Annotated in this window: 17 protein-coding genes and 1 pseudogene; 9 read left to right on the top strand and 9 right to left on the bottom strand. The window is 75.6% G+C overall.

Annotation, left to right across the window (positions count from 1 at the left end):
• Window positions 1-158: 158 nt before the first annotated feature.
• The gene (gene panB / locus ACFVNO_RS06970; RefSeq protein ID WP_220559830.1) at window positions 159-1,004 is read right to left on the bottom strand and encodes a 3-methyl-2-oxobutanoate hydroxymethyltransferase; all 846 of its coding nucleotides are present in this window, start codon (window positions 1,002-1,004) and stop codon (window positions 159-161) included.
• Window positions 1,005-1,418: 414 nt separating this feature from the next.
• Between panB and ACFVNO_RS06965 the strand changes: the two genes are divergently transcribed.
• A complete protein-coding gene (locus tag ACFVNO_RS06965) occupies window positions 1,419-3,017 on the top strand; it encodes an MFS transporter (RefSeq protein WP_355265824.1) in 1,599 nt (532 codons plus the stop codon).
• 14 nt (window positions 3,018-3,031) lie between these two features.
• Here the strand turns inward: ACFVNO_RS06965 and ACFVNO_RS06960 are convergent, their stop codons facing one another.
• The gene (locus tag ACFVNO_RS06960) at window positions 3,032-3,637 is read right to left on the bottom strand and encodes a DNA-binding response regulator (protein ID WP_220559832.1); all 606 of its coding nucleotides are present in this window, start codon (window positions 3,635-3,637) and stop codon (window positions 3,032-3,034) included.
• Entirely contained in the window at window positions 3,634-4,776 is a 1,143-nt protein-coding gene (locus ACFVNO_RS06955) for a sensor histidine kinase (protein WP_378890121.1), read from the bottom strand. The genes ACFVNO_RS06960 and ACFVNO_RS06955 overlap by 4 nt, the downstream gene beginning before the upstream one ends.
• A gap of 189 nt (window positions 4,777-4,965) precedes the next feature.
• Between ACFVNO_RS06955 and ACFVNO_RS06950 the strand changes: the two genes are divergently transcribed.
• The 5 genes from ACFVNO_RS06950 (at window position 4,966) to ACFVNO_RS06930 (ending at window position 13,380) form a co-directional block, all read left to right on the top strand.
• Entirely contained in the window at window positions 4,966-5,610 is a 645-nt protein-coding gene (locus ACFVNO_RS06950; RefSeq protein WP_378890118.1) for a hypothetical protein, read from the top strand.
• A gap of 87 nt (window positions 5,611-5,697) precedes the next feature.
• Window positions 5,698-6,159, top strand: coding sequence for an RrF2 family transcriptional regulator (locus tag ACFVNO_RS06945; RefSeq protein ID WP_378890115.1), 462 nt, complete (start codon window positions 5,698-5,700; stop codon window positions 6,157-6,159).
• A gap of 215 nt (window positions 6,160-6,374) precedes the next feature.
• On the top strand, window positions 6,375-7,562 hold the full coding sequence (locus ACFVNO_RS06940) for a globin domain-containing protein (RefSeq protein ID WP_378890112.1): 1,188 nt from the start codon (window positions 6,375-6,377) through the stop codon (window positions 7,560-7,562).
• Window positions 7,563-7,607: 45 nt separating this feature from the next.
• Window positions 7,608-10,472, top strand: coding sequence for an AAA family ATPase (locus ACFVNO_RS06935; RefSeq protein WP_378890109.1), 2,865 nt, complete (start codon window positions 7,608-7,610; stop codon window positions 10,470-10,472).
• 64 nt (window positions 10,473-10,536) lie between these two features.
• The gene (locus ACFVNO_RS06930; RefSeq protein ID WP_378890106.1) at window positions 10,537-13,380 is read left to right on the top strand and encodes a helix-turn-helix transcriptional regulator; all 2,844 of its coding nucleotides are present in this window, start codon (window positions 10,537-10,539) and stop codon (window positions 13,378-13,380) included.
• Here the strand turns inward: ACFVNO_RS06930 and ACFVNO_RS06925 are convergent.
• The 4 genes from ACFVNO_RS06925 to ACFVNO_RS06910 all read right to left on the bottom strand — a co-directional run bounded on the left by ACFVNO_RS06925 (window position 13,361) and on the right by ACFVNO_RS06910 (window position 16,042).
• The gene (locus tag ACFVNO_RS06925; protein ID WP_378890103.1) at window positions 13,361-14,329 is read right to left on the bottom strand and encodes an NAD(P)-dependent alcohol dehydrogenase; all 969 of its coding nucleotides are present in this window, start codon (window positions 14,327-14,329) and stop codon (window positions 13,361-13,363) included. The two genes, ACFVNO_RS06930 and ACFVNO_RS06925, sit on opposite strands and share 20 nt — an antisense overlap.
• Before the next feature lie 14 nt (window positions 14,330-14,343).
• The gene (locus tag ACFVNO_RS06920) at window positions 14,344-14,604 is read right to left on the bottom strand and encodes a hypothetical protein (protein ID WP_220559841.1); all 261 of its coding nucleotides are present in this window, start codon (window positions 14,602-14,604) and stop codon (window positions 14,344-14,346) included.
• A complete protein-coding gene (locus tag ACFVNO_RS06915) occupies window positions 14,604-14,927 on the bottom strand; it encodes a winged helix-turn-helix domain-containing protein (protein WP_355265800.1) in 324 nt (107 codons plus the stop codon). Before ACFVNO_RS06915 ends, ACFVNO_RS06920 begins: the two co-directional genes overlap by 1 nt.
• 188 nt (window positions 14,928-15,115) lie before the next feature.
• Window positions 15,116-16,042 carry a LysR family transcriptional regulator gene (locus tag ACFVNO_RS06910; RefSeq protein WP_355265797.1) on the bottom strand — a complete coding sequence of 309 codons (927 nt, stop codon included), beginning with the start codon at window positions 16,040-16,042 and terminating at the stop codon, window positions 15,116-15,118.
• A gap of 121 nt (window positions 16,043-16,163) precedes the next feature.
• On the opposite strand from ACFVNO_RS06910, the pseudogene ACFVNO_RS06905 reads away from it, so the two are divergent.
• Together ACFVNO_RS06905 and ACFVNO_RS06900 are read left to right on the top strand one after the other, a co-directional pair.
• Window positions 16,164-17,358: pseudogene (locus tag ACFVNO_RS06905) on the top strand (MFS transporter).
• A complete protein-coding gene (locus tag ACFVNO_RS06900) occupies window positions 17,355-17,822 on the top strand; it encodes a hypothetical protein (protein ID WP_378890098.1) in 468 nt (155 codons plus the stop codon). Before ACFVNO_RS06905 ends, ACFVNO_RS06900 begins: the two are co-directional and overlap by 4 nt.
• A gap of 60 nt (window positions 17,823-17,882) precedes the next feature.
• Here ACFVNO_RS06900 and ACFVNO_RS06895 read toward each other — a convergent pair whose 3' ends face one another.
• Window positions 17,883-19,244 carry a glutamine synthetase family protein gene (locus ACFVNO_RS06895; protein WP_220559845.1) on the bottom strand — a complete coding sequence of 454 codons (1,362 nt, stop codon included), beginning with the start codon at window positions 19,242-19,244 and terminating at the stop codon, window positions 17,883-17,885.
• Between the two features lie 211 nt (window positions 19,245-19,455).
• Between ACFVNO_RS06895 and ACFVNO_RS06890 the strand changes: the two genes are divergently transcribed.
• Window positions 19,456-21,282 (top strand): NAD+ synthase, encoded by a 1,827-nt coding sequence (locus ACFVNO_RS06890; RefSeq protein ID WP_378890094.1) that lies wholly within the window; start codon window positions 19,456-19,458, stop codon window positions 21,280-21,282.
• 27 nt (window positions 21,283-21,309) lie between these two features.
• On the opposite strand, the gene ACFVNO_RS06885 is transcribed toward ACFVNO_RS06890, so the two are convergent.
• The gene (locus tag ACFVNO_RS06885) at window positions 21,310-22,020 is read right to left on the bottom strand and encodes a hypothetical protein (protein WP_378890091.1); all 711 of its coding nucleotides are present in this window, start codon (window positions 22,018-22,020) and stop codon (window positions 21,310-21,312) included.
• Between the last annotated feature and the right edge of the window lie 34 nt (window positions 22,021-22,054).

Genomic DNA, 22,054 nt, shown 5'->3' with positions numbered 1-22,054 from the left:
GTGCTGGGATATGAGGCGACTCTACTCCCGAGTACGATTCGGTTCGTGTCCCGCCTCACATGAATCCGGCACCCCGGCGCCCGGACCGGACGCACACGGCGGACGCCGGCCGGGGCGGGTGCCCCGGCCGGCGTCCGTTGCGAGGGACGACCCGCGGGTCAGCTCGCGTACGAGTGCTCCGCGTCGGGGAAGACCCCGTTGACGACCTCGTCGGCGAACGCCGACGCCGCGTCGCGCAGCGTGTCGTGCAGGTTGGCGTAGGTCTTGACGAACTTGGCCACCCGCGGGCTCAGACCGGCCATGTCCTGCCACACCAGCACCTGGGCGTCGGTGGCCTTGCCCGCCCCGATGCCCACGGTCGGGATGCCCAGCTGCTCGGTGACCTGGGCGGCCAGGTCGCTGGGCACGCACTCCAGGACGACGGAGAACGCGCCCGCACGCTCCAGCTCCTTGGCGTCCTTGAGCAGGGCGGCGGCGGCCTCGCCGCGGCCCTGCACCCGGTACCCGCCCAGCGTGTTCACCGACTGGGGGGTCAGGCCCAGGTGCGCCATCACCGGGATGCCCGCCGAAACGAGCAGCTCCACCTGCCGGGCGACGGCGTGGCCGCCCTCCAGCTTCACGGCCTGGGCGCCGCCCTCCTTCATGAACCGGGAGGCGGTCGCCAGGGCCTGCTCGGGGGAGCCCTGGTAGGAGCCGAACGGCAGGTCCGCCACCACCAGCGCCCGCTTGGTGGAGCGGGACACCGCGGCGGTGAGGGGCACCAGCTCGTCCACGGAGACCGGGACGGTGGTGTCATAGCCGTACACGACGTTGGCCGCCGAGTCGCCGACGAGGAGGACGGGGATGCCCGCCTCGTCGAACACCCGCGCGGTGAGGGCGTCGTAGGCGGTCAGCATCGGCCAGGTCTCGCCGCGCCGCTTGGCGGCGGCCAGGTCGCGGATGGTGACGCGCCGGTTGGTGACCCCGCCGTACAGGGCGGAGGGGGTCTTGTCAGTGGTGCTCATGATGTCTTCCTCCGTTGTCTCGAAGCACCGCGTGGGTGTCCCCGGACGTGTGGACGAAATAGATGTGCGCCGCGCGGACGCGGCGGATGTGCGGCCCCGCGGGGCCGGGGGCGGTCGGGCTCCGGCCGCCGCCGTCGGCGGTGGGAAGGGCCGGGCCCGCGTGCCGTGTGTGCATCATCGCACGGTCGCGCGCGTCCGCTTCCTTCGGGATACAACCGGGACCCGGGGCGGGAACTTCCCCCGTGCCCCCCTCTCTCGGACGGGCGTGCGTCACGCCGCCCGCCCCCGCCGGGCGGTCGCGGTCACCGGGAGCGCGCCGCGGGGCCGGGAGGGCCAGGCCGCTACCATGGCGATCCCGTCGGGCGGGTCCTCCGCCCGCGCGCGGACGGGTTCGTGGAGAACGAGGGTGCTCACGTGGACGCTGGGACGGCTTATCGACGGCGGTGGGGCGGACTGGCGGTCCTCATCATCTGCCTGCTGGTGCTCGTCGCGGACAACACGATCCTCAACGTCGCCCTGCGCACCCTCTCCGACCCCGAGCTCGGGGTCGGCGCCAGCCAGTCCGAGCTGGCCTGGGCGATCAACTCCTACACCCTGGTCTTCGCCGGGATGCTGTTCACCTTCGGCGTCCTGGGCGACCGGTGGGGGCGTAGACGGATGATCACCGCCGGACTCGCTGTGTTCGGCGCGGCCTCGGCGCTGTCCGCCTACTCCCAGAGCCCCGAGCAGCTCATCGCCGCCCGCGCGGTGATGGGCTTCGGCGCCGCCATGGTGATGCCGCAGACCCTGTCGATCATCACCGCCGTCTTCCCGGCCGAGGAGCGCGGCCGCGCCATCGGCCTGTGGTCGGGCTCGGTCGGGCTGGCCATGGCGATCGGGCCGTCGGCGGGCGGCCTGCTGCTGGAGAACTTCTGGTGGGGGTCGATCTTCCTCGTCAACGTGCCGTTCGTGCTGCTGGGCCTGGCCCTGATGTACTTCCTGGTCCCGGAGTCCAGGGACGAGGCCCCCGGCCGCCTGGACGTCCCCGGGGTGCTGCTGTCCGTCCCGGGCCTGGTCCTGCTCATCTACGGCATCATCACCGCGGGCGAACGCTCCTCCCTGGCCGGGCCCGACGTGTGGGGCAGCCTGCTGGCCGGGGTGGCGGTCGTCGCCCTGTTCCTGTTCCACGAGTCGCGCACCGAGAACCCGTCGCTGGACGTGCGGTTCTTCCGGAACCCGCGGTTCAGCGTCGCCATGGCCACCGTCATGCTGATGTTCTTCAGCATGTCCGGGCTCATCTTCTTCATGAGCTTCTACTGGCAGAGCGTGCGCGAGTTCAGCCCGTTCGTCGCCGGGCTGCTGGTGCTCCCGGCCGCGGTCGGCCAGATGCTCCTGGCGCCGCTCAGCCCCAACCTGGTCCGGCGGTTCGGGCCGCGCGCCGTCGCCGCAACCGGCATCCTCATCGTCTGCGCCAGCCTGGCGTTCTTCACCCTGCTGGAGGCGGACACCCCGCTCTGGCTGATCCTGGTCTTCTTCTTCACCCAGGCCAGCGCCATGGCGGTGGTCCTCACCCCGTCCACCGACGCGATCGTCTCGTCGGTGCCGCCCGGCAAGGCGGGCGCGGCCTCGGCGATGCAGAACACCGTCCGCCAGGTGGCCACCGCCATGGGCGTCGCGGTGCTGGGCGCGGTCATCTCCTTCCGCTACCGGGCGGACATCACCCCGGCCCTGGAGGAGGCCGCCGCGCAGGAGGGCTCCGCCGCGCACCCGGGCGACCCGGGGCTGCACGCGGCGGGCGAGTCGATCGAGGCCACCATGGCCGTGGCCCGGAGCCTGGGCGAGGCGGGGACGGCGCTCGTGGCGCCGGCCAAGGAGGCGTTCCTGTCGGGGCTGCACGCGGCGGCGCTGGTGTCGCTGTGCTGCGCGGCCGTCGGGGTGGTCATCGTGCTGGTGTGGATGCCGCGCGAGGCCGGAGCGCACCAGGCCGCGGACGGGCCCCGCACGCCCGCGCCCGAGGCGGACGGCCAGGGCTGAGTGGGCCGGTACGCCTAGATCCAGCCCTCCTCCCAGGCGCGGTGCGCGGCCGCGTGCCGGGACGACACCCCCAGCTTGCCCATCGCCGACGACAGGTAGTTGCGCACCGTCCCGGGCGCCAGGTGCACCCGGGCGGCGATCTCGTTGACGGACGCCCCGCCCCGGGAGTGCCGCAGTACCTCCAGCTCCCGCTCCCCGAGCGGGCAGTCGTCCTCGGTCAGCGCGGACGCGGCGATGTCGGGGTCCACGTACCGGCGGCCCGCCGCCACCTCCCGCAGGATCTCGGCGAGCCGCTCCGCCGGGGTGGTCTTGGGCACGAAACCGCTCGCCCCGGCCCGCAGGGCGCGCCGCAGCACGCCGGGCCGGGCGTGCCGGGTCACCAGCACCACCCGGCAGCCGGGGTCGTCCCGGATCTCCTCGGCCGCCCGCAGCCCGTCCGCCGGGGGCATCTCCAGGTCCAGGACCGCGATGTCGGGCCGGTGCGCGCGGGCCAGCCGCACCGCTTCGGTGGAGGTGGCGGCCTGGGCCACGACCTCCAGGTCGGGCTCCAGCCCGAGCAGGGCGGCCAGGGCGCCGCGCAGCAGGTCCTCGTCGTCGGCGACCAGCAGCCGGATGCTCATCCGTTCCCCTCCCAGGGCAGGACGGCGGTCACGGTGAACCGGCCGCCCGTGTCGTCCCATGTCAGCGTGCCCCCGGCGGCCCCGACCCGCTCGGCCAGGGAGCGCAGGCCGGTGCCGTCGCCGCCCCCGGCGGGGTCGGCGCCGTCGTTGGCGACCCGCAGCCGTACGCCGTCGCCCTCGGGGCGCAGGGCGATCTCCACCTCGCCCGCCCGGCTGTGCCGCAGCACATTGGTGGTGGCCTCGCGCACGACCAGCCCCAGCAGCCCCCGGACCCCGTCGCCCCCGCCCTCGACCGCCTCCACCGACGAGCGCACCCGGATCCCGGCGGACTCCAGGACCCTGGCGGCGTTGGCGACCTCCCGCTCCAGCGAGGTGCCCCGGTAGCCCCGGACCACGGCGCGGGTGTCGCGCAGCGCGTCGGCGGCCAGGCCGGCGACCTCCCGCATCTCCCCGGCGGCCCGCTCCGGATCGGTCCCGGCCAGCCGGGCGGCCAGCTGGGCCTTGAGCGCGATCACCTGGAGGTGGTGGCCCTGCACGTCGTGCAGCTCGGCGGCGAACCGCAGCCGCTCCCCGGCGACCGCGAGCCGGGCGGCCAGCCGGCGGGACTCGTCGAGGCGCGCGGCGACGTCCCAGGTCCACAGCAGGCCGAGCACCGCCCAGGCCACGACCAGCGCCAGCCCGGGAGGGAACAGCACCCCGAACGCGTCCGACCCGCGCAGCAGCCCGGGCACGGCCAGGGCGAGCGCGACCGCGGCGACGGACACCCAGGCCGGGCGCGGGCGCAGGAACATCGCCACGGGGGCGGCCACCGTCGCGGGGGCCACCGACCACAGCACCTCGTCCAGCGGCCACAGGACCAGGGCGGTGGCCAGCGCACCCGCGCACCCCGCGGCGGCCCACCCGGCCGGGAAGGGGCCGTCGGTCCCGCCGGCCAGGCGGCGGCCGAACAGGGCGAACAGCGAGAGCGAGGTCAGGGCCAGGGCCGCGCCGCCGGCGGCCGCGGCCCACGGGGACAGGCCGGGGTCCCACAGGGGCGGGGCCAGCACCGGGGCCATGAAGGCCACCGTCACCCCGGCCAGGCTCCACCAGGTGAAGCGGCGCAGGCCCCCGGTCCCGGGTCCGTCGTCGGCAGTGTCCACCGGGCCATTGTCGCAGCGGGCCCGGGGCCGCGGCAGGGGGCGCATGACGGATGTCATGCCGGGAGGTGACGCGCGCACGCCGACGCCGGTGGTCCGGCACTACCGGGCGGGGCCCGCCGGGAGGAGTCTGGAGACACGACGGAAGATACCCCCTCCGGGTACCGGGGGGCGATGCAGAGGAGACCTCCCGTGAACGCGTACGAGACCGCACCCGAACCGAACGACACCCGGACCGCCGGGCCCGGGCCCCGGGCCGGCCGGTCCGGGGAGAGCGGCCCGCGCCGGGCCGGACGCTTCCTGCTCGCCCGCTGGCCCACCGCGGTGGCGCTGCTCTCCGCGGCCGTCCTCGGCGGCGGAGGGGGCGGGGAGGCCGACGCCGCGTACGGCTACGCCGAGATCCTCCCGCTGCTGCCCCTGATCTACCTGCTCATGGCCAAGGTGGGGGAGAAGTACCGGTACCTCACCTGGCCCCTGGTCCTCGCCTCCTTCGTGGTGGTCACGGTCCTGCGGGCCACCGAGCTCGCCGCACCCTCCACCGTCTTCACCGCCCTGGCCCTGCTGGTCCTGGTCTGGTCGGCCCTGGACGGGCACCTGTTCCGCCCCGGCACGTACCGGATCCAGGCGCTGGGCATGCTGTTCTTCGGCGGGCTGGGACTGGTCGGCCTGGCGGTCGACCCCGAGGCCGCCCGCTACCTGATCGCGGCGGGCTGGCTCCTGCACGGGTTCTGGGACTTCTACCACCTGTGGAAGGACCGCGCGGTGTCCCGCTCCTTCGCCGAGTGGTGCGGCGTGGTCGACGTCTGGGTCGCCGCCGAGCTGGTCTTCCGCCTCTGAACCGCACCGCCCGCACCGCCCCGCGCTCCGCGCCCGCCCCGGGCGCGGAGCGCCGTGCGCCCGGAGGGTGCGGCTACGCTCGCGGACATGCGCCTGACCGCCTTCACCGACGTGTCCCTGCGCCTGGTCATGCGGCTCGCCGTGGCCGGGGAGGGCGAGCTCCTCACCACGCGCGCCGTCGCGGACATGACCTCGGTGCCCTACACCCACATGGCCAAGGCGGTGGCGCGCCTGTCCGAACTGGGCGTGGTGGAGGCCCGCCGGGGCCGGGGCGGCGGCCTGCGGCTCACCGCGCGGGGGCGGCGGACCCCGGTCGGCGCGATCGTCCGCGAACTGGAGGGCGCGGGTGATCTGGCCGGGTGCGAGGACGACCCGCCCTGCCCGCTGCGCGCCGCCTGCCGCCTGCGCGGCGCCCTGCACCGGGCCCGCGAGGCGTTCTACGCCTCCCTCGACGAGGTGACGGTGGAGTCCCTGGTGTCGTCCCCGGCCCGGGAGGCCCTGGTCCTGCTGCGCCCGGAAGCGCCCGATCGGGACGCCTCCGGAATGTGACCGAGCTCTCCGCGGGCCCCCGCCGCGGACCTTTCCCGGCCCCGCCGGGGACCCGCGCCCCACCGCCCGCGGGACCGAAGACCCTGGCCCCGGCGCCGCCCGCCGGGCACCCGGCCCCGCCCGGGACCCCGCCCGGCCGGGCCCCGGCGGAGGGGGTCGCGGAGCCGCTCTTAATGTGCATTTCAGATGCAAATTAACGAGTGCGAGGAGGTCGCATGCTCTCCGCCGAGTCCGCCGCCACGGTCCGGGCCACCCTGCCGGTCGTCGCGGAACACCTGGACGCCGTCACCGCCCGCTTCTACGACACCATGCTGGGCGAACACCCCGAACTCCTGGACGGCCTCTTCAACCGCGGCAACCAGGCATCGGGCGAGCAGCGCCGCGCCCTGGCCGGGGCCGTCGCCGCCTTCGCCTCCGCCCTGCTCGCCCACCCCGGCGAGCGACCCGACGCCCTGCTCGGCCGGATCGCCCACAAGCACGCCTCCCTCGGCGTCACCGAGGACCAGTACACCGTCGTCCACAAGTACCTGTTCGGCGCCATCGCCCACGTGCTCGGCGAGGCGGCCACCCCCGAGGTGGTCGCCGCCTGGGACGAGGTCTACTGGCTCATGGCCGGCGCCCTCATCGCCCTGGAGGCGCGCCTGTACGCCGACGCCGGGCACGCCACCGGCCGCGACGTGTGGCGCCCCTGGACCGTCACCGAGCGCAGCGAGCAGACCCCCGACACCGTCAGCCTCACCCTCGAACCCGGGGACGGCGCCGGGGCCCCTCCCGCCCCGCTCCCCGGCCAGTACGTCAGCGTCCGGGTGCGCATGCCCGACGGCGTCCGCCAGGCCCGCCAGTACACCCTCACCGGCTGGGACGGCACCCGCCGCCGCATCACCGTCAAGCGCCTGCGCGCCGGGTCGGCCCCCGCCGGGGAGGTCTCCACCCTCCTGCACGGGACCGCCCGCCCCGGCGACACCCTCATGGTGTCCGCCCCGGCCGGCGACGTGGTCCTGCCCGGCGGCGACCACCCGCTGCTGTTCGCCTCCGCAGGGATCGGCTGCACCCCCGTGGTCGCCCTGCTGCGCGGCCTGGCCGAACGCGGCGACACCCGGCCCGTCCTGGTCCTGCACGCCGACCGCTCGCCCGAGGACCACGCCCACCGCGACGAGGTCGCCGCCCTGGTCGATGCGCTGCCCGGCGCCCGCGCCCTCACCTGGTACGAGACCGGCGGCGGCGACCGCACCGGCCGGATGGACCTTTCCGGGGTGGACGTCCCCGAGGGGGTGGAGGCGTTCCTGTGCGGCCCCCTGCCGTTCATGCGCGGGGTGCGCGCCCGGCTGCTGGACGCCGGGGTCCCCGCCCGGCGTGTCCGCTACGAGGTGTTCGGCCCCGACCTGTGGCAGGGCACCGCCTGACCGCGGCCCGGTGCGGGGCGGTGCGGGACGCCGTACTGTGACGGGATGCAGGACGACTCCCCCCGCCCCGTGTTCATCGGCCGCGACCGCCAGCTCGCCGCCCTGGTCGAGGACGCCCACCGCGTCCGGTCCGAGGGCGCCCGGGCCCTGCTGGTCTGCGGCGACGCCGGGATCGGCAAGACCCGGCTCGTCGACGAGTACCGGGACCGGACGCCGCTGGGCCGCACCGCCGTCGGAGGCTGCCTCGAACTCGGCGGCGACGGCATCCCCTTCGCGCCCTTCACCGCGCTGCTGCGGGACCTGTCCCGCGACGGCGGCGCCGGGCCGGTGCCCGGGGCCGGCCCGGTCCCGGAGGCCGACGGCACCGGCCGGGCGCGGCTGTTCGAGTCCGTCCTCACCTTCCTGGAGGAGCGGGCGCGCGGGGACGGACTCCTCGTCGTCGTGGAGGACCTGCACTGGGCGGACGCCTCCACCCGCGACCTGCTGGTGTTCCTGATGAGCAACCTGGGGGAGGCCCCGGTCCACCTGGTGGCCACCGTGCGCACCGACGACCTGCACCGCACCCACCCGCTGCGCCGCCTGCTGCCCCAGGTCGAACGGCTGCCCCGGGTCTCGCGCCTGGACCTCGAACCGTTCAGCCGGGACGAGGTCGCCGCCCAGGCCACCGCCCTGCGCGGCGACCCGCCCGCCGACCCCGACCTGCTGCACGAGCGCAGCGGCGGCAACCCCCTGTTCGTGGAGGCCTTCCTGGACGGACCGGGCGGTCCGCTGCCCGACGGGCCCCGCGAGCTGCTGACCTCCGCCGTCGACCGGCTGCCCGACGACACCCGCCGGGTGGTCGGGCTGATCGCCGCCGCCGGGGACCGCATCGGCCACACCCTCCTGTCCGCGGTGGCCCGCCGGGCCGGGACCGGCGAGGAGGCCCTGGACGCCGCGCTGCGCCCGGCCGTGGACGCGCGGGTGCTGCGCGCCACGGCGGAGGGGTACGTGTTCCGGCACGCCCTGCTCGCCGAGGCCGTCTACACCGACCTGCTGCCCGGCGAGCGCATCCGCGCGCACCGGCGCTACGCCGAAGCGCTCCAGCGGGGGGTGCCGGGGCTGGACGCGGCCGGCACCGCCCTGCAGCTGGCCCACCACGCGCACGCCGCCGGGGACCAGCCGCTGGCCCTGTCCACCGCCTGGGCCGCGGCCCGGCACGCCGCGGACGCGGCCGCCCACCCCGAGCGGCTGGTCCTGCTCGAACGGGTCCTGGAACTGTGGGACCTCGTCCCCGACGCCGCCGAACGGGTGGGCGCGCCCCGCGCCGAAGTGCTGCGCCTGGCGGCCGCCGTGTGCCTGCTGGCCGGGTCGCTGCGCCGCGCGGTGGACTACGCCACCGAGGGCCTGGAGGAGCTGGGGGTCACCGGCCACCACGACCCGGGCGTCAAGGAGCCCCCGCCGCACCGCGCGCTCATCGCGGGCCTGCGCTACGTCCGCGCCTACGCCTACAAGGACCTGGGCAGCGACGGGGCGCTGGAGGACCTGGCCGACGCGTTCGTGGTGATGGAGAGGGGCGACCCCCACCAGGCCGCGGCCGGGGCGCTGCTGGCGTCCACGTTCATGGTGCGCGGCCACCCCACCCGGGCCCGCCACTCCGCGGAGAGGGCGCTGCGCACGGCCCGCGAGGCCGGCGACCGGGGCAGTGAGGCCGACGTGCTCGTCACCCTGGGCAGCCTGGCCCCGCAGGAGGACCCGGACAGGGCGCTGCGGCTGCTCACGGAGGGCATCGCCCTCGCCCGCGCGACCGGTTACGTCCATGCGGAGCTGCGGGGGTGGATCAACCTCTCGGGGGCCCTCTCCGCGGAGGGGAGGGCGGCGGAGGCCTACGACACCGCGCGGCGCGGCCTGGAGCGCACCGGGGAGCTGGGGCTGGCGCGCACCCAGGGCCCGGCGTTCCGCCTGAGCATGGGGCTGAGCCGCTTCTACCAGCTGCGGGTGGAGGAGTGCGAGCGGCTGCTGGACCCGGCCGCGGGCGACCGGCTGATCCGGGCCCGGACGTGGACGCTGATCCAGCAGCTCGCCTTCTACCGGCAGGACGCCGCGGGCGCGGAGAGGGCCTTGGAGGAGTTCCGCCGCCTGCTGCCCGAGGAGAGCAGTTCCCCGACGGAGTACACGCCCATCCGCTTCACGGAGATGATGCGCACGGCGGTCGAGGGGCGGTTCGACACGGCGGCCGGTATCGCCCGGCGCCTCCTGGACGAAGGCGACCGGGACGCCCCCCACCTGGACGGCCGGTACATGAGCAACCTCTCCTCCGTGGCCGAGGTGGTGGACATGATGCGCGACGAGCCGGAATGGCGGGAACGGGCGGCCGACCTGACCGCGGTCCTGCGCGAGGCCGCCGCCGCGCTGCCCCGGGACATGCCGCACCCGGTGGACCGGCTGGTCCGCGACCAGGCCGCGGCCCAGTCCTCGCAGGACGCGGCCGCGGCCTTGCGGACCCTGGAGGGACTGCTGCCGCAGGTGCGCGAGCACCGCTTCCACCGCGTGCACCTGCTGCTGGCGGCGGCGCGCGCCGCGGCCCGGGCGGGGGAGCCGGAGCGGGCCGCCGCACACCTGGAGGAGGTGGAGGGGGCCGCCCGGGAGAGCGGCCTGACCCTGTTCGCGGAGCTGGCCGACCGGGTCCGCCGCGCACACGGCCTGCCCCGGCCGCGCACGCGGGCCGCGGGGGAGGCCCCGGCGGGGCTGACACAGCGGGAGGCGGAGGTGCTGCGCCTGGCGGCCCTGGGGATGACCAACCGGCAGATCGGGGAGAAGCTGTTCATCTCGGCCAAGACGGTGAGCGTCCACATGTCCAACCTCATGGGCAAGCTCGGGGTGGCCAACCGCGGCGCGGCCGCCGCGAAGGCCCGGGACCTGAACCTGGCCTGATGTCCGATATGTGATCTATGTCGTAAAGGTGGGGGTCGTTGCGCGGCCCGGGCATACTGGCGCCATGACCCCCACTCCCACGGCGTTCATCGGACGCGGCCCCGACCTGGCCCACCTGCTGGCCGAGGGGGACCTCGCCGCCCGCGGGGACGCCCGGGTCACCCTGGTCCTCGGGGACGCCGGGGTCGGCAAGACCCGCCTGCTGGAGGAGTACCTGAGGCGCACGCCCCTGCCCCGCACGGCGGTCGGCGCCTGCCTGGAGACCAGCGGCGGCACCGTCGCCTTCGCCCCCTTCACCGCCGCCCTGCGCCACCTGGTCCGCGAGGTCCCGCCCTCCCCGGCCCGGGCCGGGGCGCTCGCCCGGCTGCTCCCCGAACTCGGGACCGCCGCCGCGCCCGACGAGGACCGCACCCGGCTGTTCGAGGCCGTCCTGTCCTACCTGGAGGACACCGCCGCCGACGGCGGCGGCCTGGCCCTGGTGGTCGAGGACCTGCACTGGGCCGACGCCTCCACCCGCGACCTCCTGCTCTTCCTGGTGCGCAACCTCGGCCCCGCCCCGGTCCACCTGCTGGCCACCGTCCGCACCGACGACCTGCACCGCGCCCACCCCCTGCGCCGCCTCCTGCCCGACCTGGAGCGCCCGGCCCGGGCCACCCGGCTGGACCTGGGGCCCTTCGGCCGCGAGGAGGTCGCCGCCCAGGCGGCCGCCCTGCGTGGCGGCGCCCGCCCCGACCCGCGCGCGCTCGACCTGCTCTGCGAGCGCAGCGGCGGCAACCCCCTGTTCGTGGAGGCCCTGGTGTCCTCCCCGGACGACGGGCTCCCCGACACCTCCCGCGACCTGCTGCTGCGCGCCGTCGACCGCCTCCCCGACACCGACCGCGCGGTGCTGGGCCTGGCCGCGCTGTCGGGGGTCCGCGTGCACCACGCGCTGCTGGCGGCGGTGGCCGGCGACCTCTCCGAGGACGAGCTGGACGGGGTGCTGCGCCGGGCCGTCGACGCCCGGGTGCTGCGCGTGGCGGGGGAGGACTACCGGTTCGGGCACGCGCTGCTGGCCGAGGCGGTGCGCGAGGACCTGCTGCCGGGGCGGCGGGTGCGCGGCCACCGCCGCTACGTGACCGCCCTGGAGGCGGGGGTGCCGGGCCTGGCCGAACCGGAGCGGGTGCTGCGCCTGGCCCACCACGCCGACGCGGTGCACGACCACCCCCGCGCCTTCGCCGCCCTGTGGGCGGCGGCCGGGCACGCGGCGGGCGCGTTCGCCCACCCCGAGCACCTGGCCGCGGTGGAGCGGCTGCTGGAGCTGTGGGAACTGCTGCCCGACCCGGAGGCCGTGGCCGCCCCGCTGGGCGTCACGCGCGCACGGCTGCTGCTGGACGCGGCCCGGGCGGCCGTGCAGATCGGCGGCTCCTCCCACGAGGCGCTGCGCTACACCGCCGAGGGGGCGGAGCAGTCCGCGGACCCCGTCTCCCGGGCGGGCTTCCTGCTGCTGCGGTCCCAGGCGCTCAAGGCGCTGCACCGCCGGAACGAGGGCCTGGAGGTACTGGACGAGGCGTCCGCGCTGCTGCCCCGGGGGCACCCGGACCACATCGCGGTCAGCGGCGCCCGGGCGGCGCTGCTCTACCTCGTGGGCCGGGACGCGGAGGCGCGGCGGGCCGCCCGGGACGTCCTGGACCGGGCGCGCGCTGCGGGGGACCGGCGCAGCGAGGCCGAGGCCCTCATCACCCTGGGCAGCACGCTGGAGGTGGGGCGTGCGGACGGCTCGCTGCCCCTGCTCACCGGGGGGATGGGGCTGGCGCGGGAACTGGGGATGGTCGACGCCGAGCTGCGGGCCCGGAACAACATCGCGGTCCACCACCTGTACCGGCTGGAGTGGCACGAGTGCCTGCGGGCGGAGCGGGAGCTCCTGGACCGGTGCGCGGAACTGGGGGTCCTCCGGACCCGCGGGCCCGTCCCCGAGACGGAGAGGGCGGGGGCGCTCCTGGACCTGGGGAGGATGCGCGAGGCCGAGGAGGTGCTGGCCGGGTCCTCCGGGGGGCGGCTCGACGAGGGGACCCGCCGGTTCGTGCTCGCCGAGATCCGGCTGGCCCAGCGGGACACCGCGGGGGCGCGGGAGCACTGGGAGAAGGCGGTCGAGGCGGTCCGGGACACCGACGCGCACCTGTTCGCGGCGGTGGACCAGGTGGGGGTGCGGGTGCTGACCGCGGAGGGGGACCTGGAGGCCGCGCTGGAGACGGCGTACCGGATGGTCGAGCGTGAGGAGGGAGGGCGGCCGACGCAGTCGTCGCTGAACGGGCCGGGGCCGCTGGCCGGACTGGTGCGCGCGCTGCGGCGGGCCGGCCGGGCCGGGGAGGCGGAGGAGCTGGCCGGGCGGGTCGGGGTGTACCTGCGCCCGTCGCAGTGGTGGACCACCCCGTACGGGGAGCTGCGGCGCGCCCAGGCGCTGGCGCGCCTGACGGCCGACCCCGCCGTCTCCCTGGGGCACTGGGAACGGGCGCTGGCGATGGTGCGCGGCAGGGGTCTCCACGCGGAGGAGTTCCTGATGCTGGAGGAGGCCTGCCGGGCCGCCGCCGAGGCGGAGGAGGGCGCCCGGGCACGGGAGCTGTTCGGTCGGCTGGAGGGGGCCGTGGGGCTGCTGGACACCGACGCCCCGCTGCGCGAGCGGTACGTGGAACCGCTGCGCGCGGTGGCCGGGGAGCCGCGCCTCCCGGCGGGGCTGACGCCCCGGGAGGCCGAGGTGCTGGTGCGGGCGGCCGCGGGGCTCAGCAACACCGAGATCGGGGAGAAGCTGTTCATCTCGGCCAAGACGGTGAGCGTGCACATGTCCAACCTGATGGGCAAGCTCGGCGTGACCAACCGCCACGCGGCCGGGGTGCGGGCCCGGGAACTGGGGCTCATTCCTCCCGCAGGGTGACCACGACCTTGCCGCGGGCGTGGCCCCCGGAGACGTGGGCGAGCGCGTCGGCGGCCTCCTCGAACGGGTGGGTGCGCTCGACCCGGGCGCGCAGGCCGCCCCCGGCGATCCGGGCCAGCAGGTCCCCGACGTCCTCCCGGGCCGTCCGGGCCAGGAACGGGCGCAGGCGCTGCCGCGTGAACGGCGAGGCCAGGGACGCGGCGGCGTTGCGCCACAGCGGGCCCATCATCCGTGTCCCGTTGCCCGAGGACAGCACCAGCGTGCCGTCGGGGGCGAGCGCGCCGCGCAGTTCGCGCAGGGTGCGGTTCCCGGCCAGGTCGATGACGGCGTCGTAGGGCCCGGTGCGGGTGAAGTCCTCGGCCGCGTAGTCGATCGCGCGGGCGCCGAGCGAGCGCACGAACCCGCTGCCGCCGGCGCTGCACACCCCGGTGACCTCGGCCCCCGCGGACGCGGCCAGCTGCACGGCGAAGGAGCCCACGCCGCCCGCCGCGCCGTTGACGAGCACGCGGTCGCCGGGCCCCACTCCGCCGTTGCGCACCGCCTGGAGGGCGGTCACCCCGGCCAGCGGGACGGCGGCGGCGTCGTGCAGCGGCACGGTGTCGGGCACGCGCGCCGCCCGTGACGCCTTGACGCAGGCGTACTCGGCGAGCGACCCCTCGCCCTCGCCGGCCACGCGGTCGCCGGGGCCGAGGCCGCGGACCCCGGGGCCGACGGCGTCGACCACGCCCGCCAGGTCCCGTCCCCGGATCGGCTGCCGCGGCCGGGACGGGCCGAACGCGAGGCGGCCCACGACGGGCTCGCCGCGCATGATGTACACGTCGGCGGCGTTCAGCGCCGCGGCGTGGACCCGGACGCGCACCTCGCCCTCACCGGGTTCGGGCACGGGGGCCTCGGCGAACGCGAGGACGTCGCGGGCCTCGCCGTAGGCGGTCTGTACGAGTGCTCGCATCAGGTCGGACATCGTCATTCCACCGTTCGCAGGATCTGCTCGATCGAGGCGGCGCGGGCGCGCAGTTCGGCGACGTCCGCGGCGGTGCGCTGCTGGGCGTCGAGGGTGGTGGCGGCCAGTTCCTCGTAGCGGGCCACCAGGCTCCGGAGTTCGTCGGCGCGGGCGGCGCCGATGGTGGTCTTGCGGGACTCCTGGCGGCCGGCCTCGATCGCGATGCCGATGAAGGTGGCGATCGTGAGCAGGCCGAGGATGAGGATCACGGTGGGCCAGTCCATTACTGCTTCTCCTTGACGGTGAGGCTCGCGGCCGCGGTGGCGATCAGTTCCGGGGTGAGGTGCAGGTCCAGGTCGGCGAGCTCGAAGTACTTCATGGCCTTGCCGTCGTCGGACAGCTCCAGGCTGCCGACGACCACTCCGGCCGCTTCGAGGCGCTGCAGGTGCATGTGGAGCAGCGGGCGGCTGATGCCGATGACGCGCGCGAGGTTGCTGACGTAGTCGCGGCCGCCCCGGAGCGTCGCGATGATCCGCAGGCGTACCGGGTTGGCGAGTGCGGCGAACAGTTCGACGAGCTCGTCACCGGTGGGTTCGCGCTGTGTCATGTCTTCCCTATACGTGTAAGAAACTTCTTACATATGAAAGATAAGGCCGCCCTGCCCGCCGGCACAAGCCCCCGGCGGCGGCCGGCGCCCTCACACGGGGCGGGGGGACCGACGGCGGTGCGGGTCCTGCACAGGGCGGAGCGGTCGGGCCCGGCGGCCCCGGGGCCGAAGCGGGAGCGACCGCTCCTTCACGGCACCCGGCGGCCGGGCGGCTCCCAGACCGGGCCGGGCGGGACCGTGCGGCGGGCGGCGAGGTGGCGGCGGAGCAGGTCCAGGGCCGGGTGCGGGTCCCCGGTGCGGAACAGCAGCGAGTGCGGGTACACCGGCACCGGGTCGGCCAGCGGGATGCGGCGCAGGCCGCAGGAGTCGGGCCACACGTACCGGTCCCCGGCGCACACCAGCGTCGCCACGGTCGCCGACTCCGCGATGGCGTCCAGCAGGGCGTCGCTGCCGAAGTCCGGGCCCGTGGCGTCGATGCCCAGGCCGAACTCCTCCGCCAGGGCGTCGTAGTAGTCGGCCCACTCGGTGCCCGGGCGGATGCCGGGGATCCGGATCCGGTACCCGGCCAGGTCCGCCGGGCGCAGCGTCCCCGCCCCGGCCAGCGGGTGGCGCGGCCCCGTCAGCAACTGGAGGGGGTCGTCCAGGGCGCGTTCGGCGGTGACGCCCGCGGGCGGGTCGGCGACGGCGCGGAAGGTGGCGTCGATCCGCCCGGCCAGGAGTTCCGCGACGGCGGCCCCGGCGCCGGCGTTCGGCAGTGAGACCACGTCCAGCCCGGTGTCCGGGTGGTCGAGGTGGAACCGGTGCAGGGCCGCGCCCGGGGCGATGCGCCGGCTCAGCACGTCCACCCGCAGCGCCCGCCTCCCCGGGCGTACGGAGGCCGCCGCGTGCTCCACGGCGCGCAGCACCCCGCGGGCGTGCGGGAGGAAGGCGCGGCCCTCCGGGGTGAGCCGGGCGCCGCCCGCGGTGCGGGTGAACAGCACCGCGCCCAGGGAGCGCTCGAGGTTCGCGACCCGTTTGGAGGCGGCCTGCTGGGTGACGCGCAGGTCGGCGGCGGCGTCCTGGAACCGCCCCGTCTCGGCGACGGCGACGAAGGTGCGCACGGCCTCGATGTCCATGCCCGCATCGTAGGGGGCCACAACGCGCGGTTGTGGACCACCCGTCCCGCCGTTGTTGGATCACGGGCGGGCCGGTCTGCTCTGATCTCTCCGTCAGCGGACGGCCGTCGGAAGGGACCGGATGTCGCGGCAGAGGCTGGGGAGCGCGTTCGGGTGGCTGTGGACGGGGTTCGCCGTGTCCACGGCCGGCACCTGGCTGGGGTTCGGGGCGTTCCCCCTGATCGCGGTCACGGTGCTGGGGGCGGGACCGGCGCAGGTGTCGGCGCTGGCCGCCGCGGGGACCGCGGCGGGTGCGCTGCTGGCGCTGCCGCTGGGGCCGTGGGCGGAACGGCGGCGCAAGAGGCCGGTCATGATCGGGGCCGACGCCGTCAGGTGCGCCGCGCTGCTGTCGGTCCCGGTCGCCTACTGGTGCGGCCTGCTGACGTACACGCAGCTGCTCGCGGTGTCGGCGGTCACCGCGGCGGCCGGGATCACGTTCACCTCGGTCGGCGGCGCCCACCTCAAGCAGATCGTGCGGCCCGAGCACCTGGTGGTGGCGCACGGCCGGTTCGAGGCGACGACCTGGACCGCGACGACGGTCGGGCCGGTGGCGGGCGGAGCGGCCGTCGGACTGCTGGGACCGGTGGCCACGGTGGCCGCGAACGCCCTCGGGTTCCTGGCGTCGGCGCTGGCGGTCGCGGCGATCCGGGGCCGCGGACCTGGTCCGGGGATGGCGGTTCATCCACGCCGACCCCGTGCTGCGGCCGCTGTTCCGGAACACGGTGGCGGTGAACGCGCTGATCATGGCCACCGAGCCGCTGCTGGCGGTGCTGCTGCTGGGAGAACTCGGCTGGTCGGCCTGGCAGTACGGGATGGCACTGGGCCTGCCGTGCCTGGGCGGGCTCTGCGGGGCGCGGCTCGCCCCGCGGCTGGAGGCGCGTTACGGGCGCCGCCGGGTACTGCGGGCCGCCGGGGCGCTGCGGGCGGTGTGGCCGCTCGGGCTGGTCCCGGTGGTGCCGGGCCCGGCCGGGATGGTGCTGGTCATCGCGGTGCAGGCGGCGATGATCACCTGCATCGGGGTGTTCAACCCGCTGTTCGCCGCCGAGCGCCTGCGGCGCGTCCCGGCGGAGCGGGCGGCCCGGGTCCTGGTGGCCTGGACCGTGACGAGGTCCGTGGTGGTCGCCGCCGTGACGGCGTTGTGGGGCCTGCTCGCGGCGGTGACGGGCGCGCGGTCCGCGATCGCCGCCGCCGGGGTGCTGCTGCTCCTCACCCCGCTCCTGCTGAGTGCGGGTACTCATGCGCCCGCCCGGCGGGCGGCGGGAGGATCAGGGGCATGAAGACGACCCGCACGCGCCCGCCCCGCCCGCTGTTCGCGCTGTACACCGCACTCCTGCTGGCCGGTGCCGCGCTCGCCGTGTGGTGGGCGGCCCGGACCTCCCCGGAGGAGGCGCGCCGCTGGGGGATCACACCGCAGGAGGCGGACTACGCGATCACCCCGCCGCCGCTGCCGGAGTGGTCCGTGCCCGTCATCGGGGGCGCCGGGCTGCTGCTCGCTCTGGTCGGCGGGGTGCTGGCGGCCCGTGAGCTGCGGGCGGGCCGGACGGCCCCGGCCTGGGGGCTGGCGGCCTTCCTGCTGCTGCCGGTGGCCCTGTTCGGGGGCCTGTGGTGGGCCGTGGCGACCGCCCCCGCCATCGGTGCCAACATCGGCCTGGGGCTGGTGCTCATCGTCCTGGGCCCGCTCGCCCTGGTCTTCCTCCTCGGCGCCCTGGGCGCCGCCCTCACCGCCCTCCTCAAGCGCTGACGGCGCCCCGGACAGGGCGCGGGCCCCGGCCGGGCGGCCGGGGCCCGCGGTGTCCTGGGCCTACAGGGTGGGCAGGTAGCGCTGGAGTTCGTACGGGGTCACCTGGCGGCGGTAGTCGTGCCACTCCGCCTTCTTGTTGCGCAGGAAGAAGTCGAAGACGTGCTCGCCCAGCGTCTCGGCGACCAGCTCGCTGTTCTCCATCAGGCGCAGCGCCTCGTCCAGGCTCTGCGGCAGCGGCCGGATCCCCAGCGCCCGGCGCTCGGCGTCGGTGAGCGCCCACACGTCGTCCTCGGCGCCCGGGGGCAGCTCGTACCCCTCCTCGATGCCCTTCAGGCCCGCGGCCAGGATCACCGCGTACGCCAGGTACGGGTTGCAGGCCGTGTCCAGGGACCGGATCTCGATCCGGCTGGAGTTCGACTTGCCCGGCTTGTACATGGGCACCCGCACCAGCGCCGACCGGTTGTTGTGGCCCCAGCAGATGTACGCGGGCGCCTCGCCGCCCATGCCAGCCGAGGCGGCGGGGTCGTCCCACAGCCGCTTGTAGGAGTTCACCCACTGGTTGGTGACCGCGGTGATCTCGTCGGCGTGCCGCAGCAGGCCCGCGATGAACCCGCGCCCGACCTTGGACAGCTGGTACTCGGCGCCGGGCTCGTAGAACGCGTTGCGGTCGCCCTCGAACAGCGACAGGTGGGTGTGCATGCCCGACCCCGGGTACTGGGTGAAGGGCTTGGGCATGAACGTCGCGTACACGTCCTGCTCCATCGCCACCTCCTTCATCACGAGCCGGAAGGTCATGATGTTGTCGGCGGTGGTCAGCGCGTCCGCGTACCGCAGGTCGATCTCCTGCTGGCCGGGCCCGCCCTCGTGGTGGCTGAACTCCACCGAGATGCCCATGGCCTCGAGCATGTTGATGGCGTTGCGCCGGAAGTCGTGCGCGCTGTTGTGCGGGGTGTGGTCGAAGTAGCCGCCGGAGTCGTTGGGCACGGGCAGCTCGCCCAGCTCGGGCATCTTCTTGAGCAGGTAGAACTCGATCTCGGGGTGCGTGTAGAACGTGAACCCGAGGTCGGAGGCCTTGCCGAGCTGGCGCTTGAGGACGTGCCGGGGGTCGGCGGAGGACGGCGAGCCGTCGGGCATGAGGATGTCGCAGTACATGCGCGCGGTGCCGTGCGGCTCGTTGCGCCAGGGCAGCACCTGGAACGTGGACGGGTCGGGCTGGGCCAGCATGTCGGCCTCGTACACGCGGGCGAAGCCCTCGATGGCGGAGCCGTCGAACCCGATGCCCTCGGAGAAGGCCGCCTCGAGCTCGGCGGGTGCCACGGCGACCGACTTGAGGTACCCGAGCACGTCGGTGAACCACAGCCGTACGAACCGGATGTCGCGCTCCTCCAACGTGCGGAGCACGAATTCCTGCTGTCGATTCACGATCAACCTTCCTCGATGACGGTCGGCCCTGGTCGGGTGTCCCGGGCCCAGTCTGCCGTGTGCATATTTCCGGGGTATTTCCGCGCCCGTCCCGTCGGCCGTCCGGTTCGTCCCCCTGTCGCTCCTCTTCCTCGCATTATGGCCGGTGACGGCGCGTTGCGGGGACTCCCGCACGGGCGCGGCCGGGAACCCTCCGGCTAGGCTCGTGGTCGTGGCACAGCTGAGAATCGCACTCGCCCAGGTCAACCCGACGGTCGGTGACCTGGAGGGCAATCTGAGGATCGTCGTGGACTCCGCGCGGGAGGCCCGGGACCGGGGGGCGCACCTGCTCGCCCTGCCGGAGATGGTGGTCACCGGCTACCCGGTGGAGGACCTGGCCCTGCGCAACTCCTTCGTGTCGGCCTCGGTCAAGGCCGTGCACCGCCTGGCCGGGGAGCTGGCGGAGCAGGGGCTGGGCGGCCTGCCGGTGGTGGTGGGCTTCCTGTCCCGCCGGGAGGGGCCCGGGGCCAGGTACGGCCAGCCCGCGGGCGCGCCGCAGAACTCGGTGGCGGTCCTGCACGAAGGCGCGGTGGTGGTCACCTCCGCCAAGCACCACCTGCCGAACTACGGGGTGTTCGACGAGTTCCGCAACTTCGTGCCGGGCGACACCTTCCCGGTGGTGCGGGTGCGCGGCGTCGACGTGGGCATCGCGGTGTGCGAGGACCTGTGGCAGGAGGGCGGCCCGGTGACGGCGGCCCGCGCGGCCGGGGTGGGGCTGCTGCTGTCGCTCAACGGGTCCCCGTACGAGCGGCACAAGGACGACGTGCGCCTGGAGCTGTGCCAGCGGCGTGCCCGGGAGATCGGCGCGGCGCTGGCCTACGTGAACATGGTGGGCGGCCAGGACGAGCTGGTCTTCGAGGGCGACTCGCTGGTGGTGGACGCCGAGGGCGAGCTGGTGGCGCGCGCCCCCCAGTTCACCGAGACGCTGCTGGTGGTGGACCTCGACCTGCCCCTCGGCTCCGCACCCGGCACGGGCTCCGACACCGCGCCCCATACGGGCTCCGACACGGCCTCCGGCGCCGACCCGGCCCCCGGCGGGGTCGTGGACGGCCTGGCCATCGTGCGCCGCACCGTGTCGAGCACCCCGGTCGAGCCCTACGAACCCCTGGAGAACGTGGTCACCCCGCGCCCGGACCCCCTCTCCGACGTGGGCGAGGTCTACCGGGCCCTGGTCACGGGCCTGCGCGACTACGTGGCCAAGAACGGCTTCGCCTCGGTCCTGGTGGCGATCTCCGGGGGCATCGACTCCGCGCTCACCGCCACCATCGCCGTCGACGCGGTCGGCGCCGACCGGGTGCACGGGGTGCTGCTGCCCAGCGAGCACTCCAGCGGCCACTCGGTCACCGACGCCGAGGAGCTGGCCCGGCGCCAGGGCTTCGCGGCCCGCACGATCGCGATCGCGCCGGTGGTGGACGCCTTCGAGGCGGCCACCGCCGCCGCGGACGCGCCGCTGGACGGACTGTCGGCGGAGAACCTCCAGGCGCGGGTGCGCGGCACCCTCGTGATGGCGCTGTCCAACCAGGAGGGCCACCTGGTGCTGGCCACCGGCAACAAGAGCGAGGCGGCCACCGGGTACTCGACGCTGTACGGCGACTCGGTGGGCGGGTTCGCGCCCATCAAGGACTGCTGGAAGACGCTGGTGTGGGAGCTGTCCCGGTGGCGCAACGCCGAGGCCGTCCGGGCGGGGGAGGTGCCGCCGATCCCGGAGAACTCGATCGAGAAGCCGCCCAGCGCGGAGCTGCGCCCGGACCAGCTCGACACCGACTCGCTGCCCGACTACGAGCTGCTGGACGCGGTCCTGGACGCCTACATCGGCACCGACAAGGGCGAGGCGGAGCTGGTCTTCGCCGGCTACGACCCGGACCTGGTGCGGCGGGTGATCCGGCTGGTGGACCGGGCCGAGTACAAGCGCCGCCAGTCGGCGCCGGGCACCAAGATCAGCGCCCGCAACCTGGGCCGGGACCGGCGGCTGCCGATCACCAACCGCTGGACGGTCTGACCCCGGTCTGACCCCGGTCCGGTCGCCTCAGCCCAGCCGGCCCAGGGCCTGGCGGCCCAGCTCGCCCAGGAGCCGCACCTCGACGCTGCGGTCCGCGCCCTCCCCGCCGCCGGGGCCGGGCGTGAAGGCGCGCACCACGGTGACGTGCACCTCCCCCTGGTGGGCCAGCAGGGTCGCCAGGAAGGCGCCGTCCCGTTCCGCCAGGGCCAGACGGCTCTGTTCACCGGCGTTGGAGCTCTGGTCCCAGTGGACGCCCTCCTCGTCGCCCCGGACACGGGCGAACTCCTCGTCGAAGCGGTGCCGTGCCCGGTCGGCGTCCTCCCAGGCGGTGTAGGACACGGACAGGCCGTGGAGGCCGCCGTCCGGGCTCAGGGCGCTCCAGGAGCAGCCGCGCTCGCCGGGGACGCCGGAGGACGCCGTGTGCCCCAGTCCGGCCAGGGTCTCCTCGGTCAGAGCGGTGCAGGGGTCGTCGGGGAGCGTGTACGGCCCCGGGCCGAGGTCGAGCCGGCTCGCCTGCTCCGGTCCCGCGTAGGCGAGCAGGTCGGCCGAGGGGGCGCCCTGGGCCGGGGAGACCGCGTCGGTGGGGGAGTCGGCGCCGGCCGGGACGGCGGGCCCGGTCCCGGGGCCGGAGCCCAGGATGAGGGCGCCGGCTGCGAACAAGAGGGCGACGGCGGCCGCGGACACGACCGCGGTCTTCCGGGTGCGGACACGTCGGGCGGGCACGGCGGAGGTGGGCATGGGGGATACCTCGTCGGTGGGGGAGCGCCTGGCA

Origin of the sequence: Nocardiopsis sp. NPDC057823, from assembly GCF_042797335.1 — a bacterium.
GTDB lineage: Bacteria > Actinomycetota > Actinomycetes > Streptosporangiales > Streptosporangiaceae > Nocardiopsis > Nocardiopsis changdeensis.
The sequence above is the reverse complement of the archived record's forward strand: the minus strand, read 5'-3'. Positions and strand labels throughout refer to the sequence as shown.

What these genes read in the sequence shown, in the direction of transcription:
- ACFVNO_RS06915 (WP_355265800.1), bottom strand. Translation starts at nt 14,927, where the DNA reads ATGACACAGCGCGAACCCACCGGTGACGAGCTCGTCGAACTGTTCGCC.
- ACFVNO_RS06945 (WP_378890115.1), top strand. Translation starts at nt 5,698, where the DNA reads ATGCGCCTGACCGCCTTCACCGACGTGTCCCTGCGCCTGGTCATGCGG.
- ACFVNO_RS06940 (WP_378890112.1), top strand. Translation starts at nt 6,375, where the DNA reads ATGCTCTCCGCCGAGTCCGCCGCCACGGTCCGGGCCACCCTGCCGGTC.
- panB (WP_220559830.1), bottom strand. Translation starts at nt 1,004, where the DNA reads ATGAGCACCACTGACAAGACCCCCTCCGCCCTGTACGGCGGGGTCACC.
- ACFVNO_RS06900 (WP_378890098.1), top strand. Translation starts at nt 17,355, where the DNA reads ATGAAGACGACCCGCACGCGCCCGCCCCGCCCGCTGTTCGCGCTGTAC.
- ACFVNO_RS06910 (WP_355265797.1), bottom strand. Translation starts at nt 16,042, where the DNA reads ATGGACATCGAGGCCGTGCGCACCTTCGTCGCCGTCGCCGAGACGGGG.
- ACFVNO_RS06920 (WP_220559841.1), bottom strand. Translation starts at nt 14,604, where the DNA reads ATGGACTGGCCCACCGTGATCCTCATCCTCGGCCTGCTCACGATCGCC.
- ACFVNO_RS06935 (WP_378890109.1), top strand. Translation starts at nt 7,608, where the DNA reads ATGCAGGACGACTCCCCCCGCCCCGTGTTCATCGGCCGCGACCGCCAG.
- ACFVNO_RS06960 (WP_220559832.1), bottom strand. Translation starts at nt 3,637, where the DNA reads ATGAGCATCCGGCTGCTGGTCGCCGACGACGAGGACCTGCTGCGCGGC.
- ACFVNO_RS06930 (WP_378890106.1), top strand. Translation starts at nt 10,537, where the DNA reads ATGACCCCCACTCCCACGGCGTTCATCGGACGCGGCCCCGACCTGGCC.
- ACFVNO_RS06885 (WP_378890091.1), bottom strand. Translation starts at nt 22,020, where the DNA reads ATGCCCACCTCCGCCGTGCCCGCCCGACGTGTCCGCACCCGGAAGACC.
- ACFVNO_RS06925 (WP_378890103.1), bottom strand. Translation starts at nt 14,329, where the DNA reads ATGCGAGCACTCGTACAGACCGCCTACGGCGAGGCCCGCGACGTCCTC.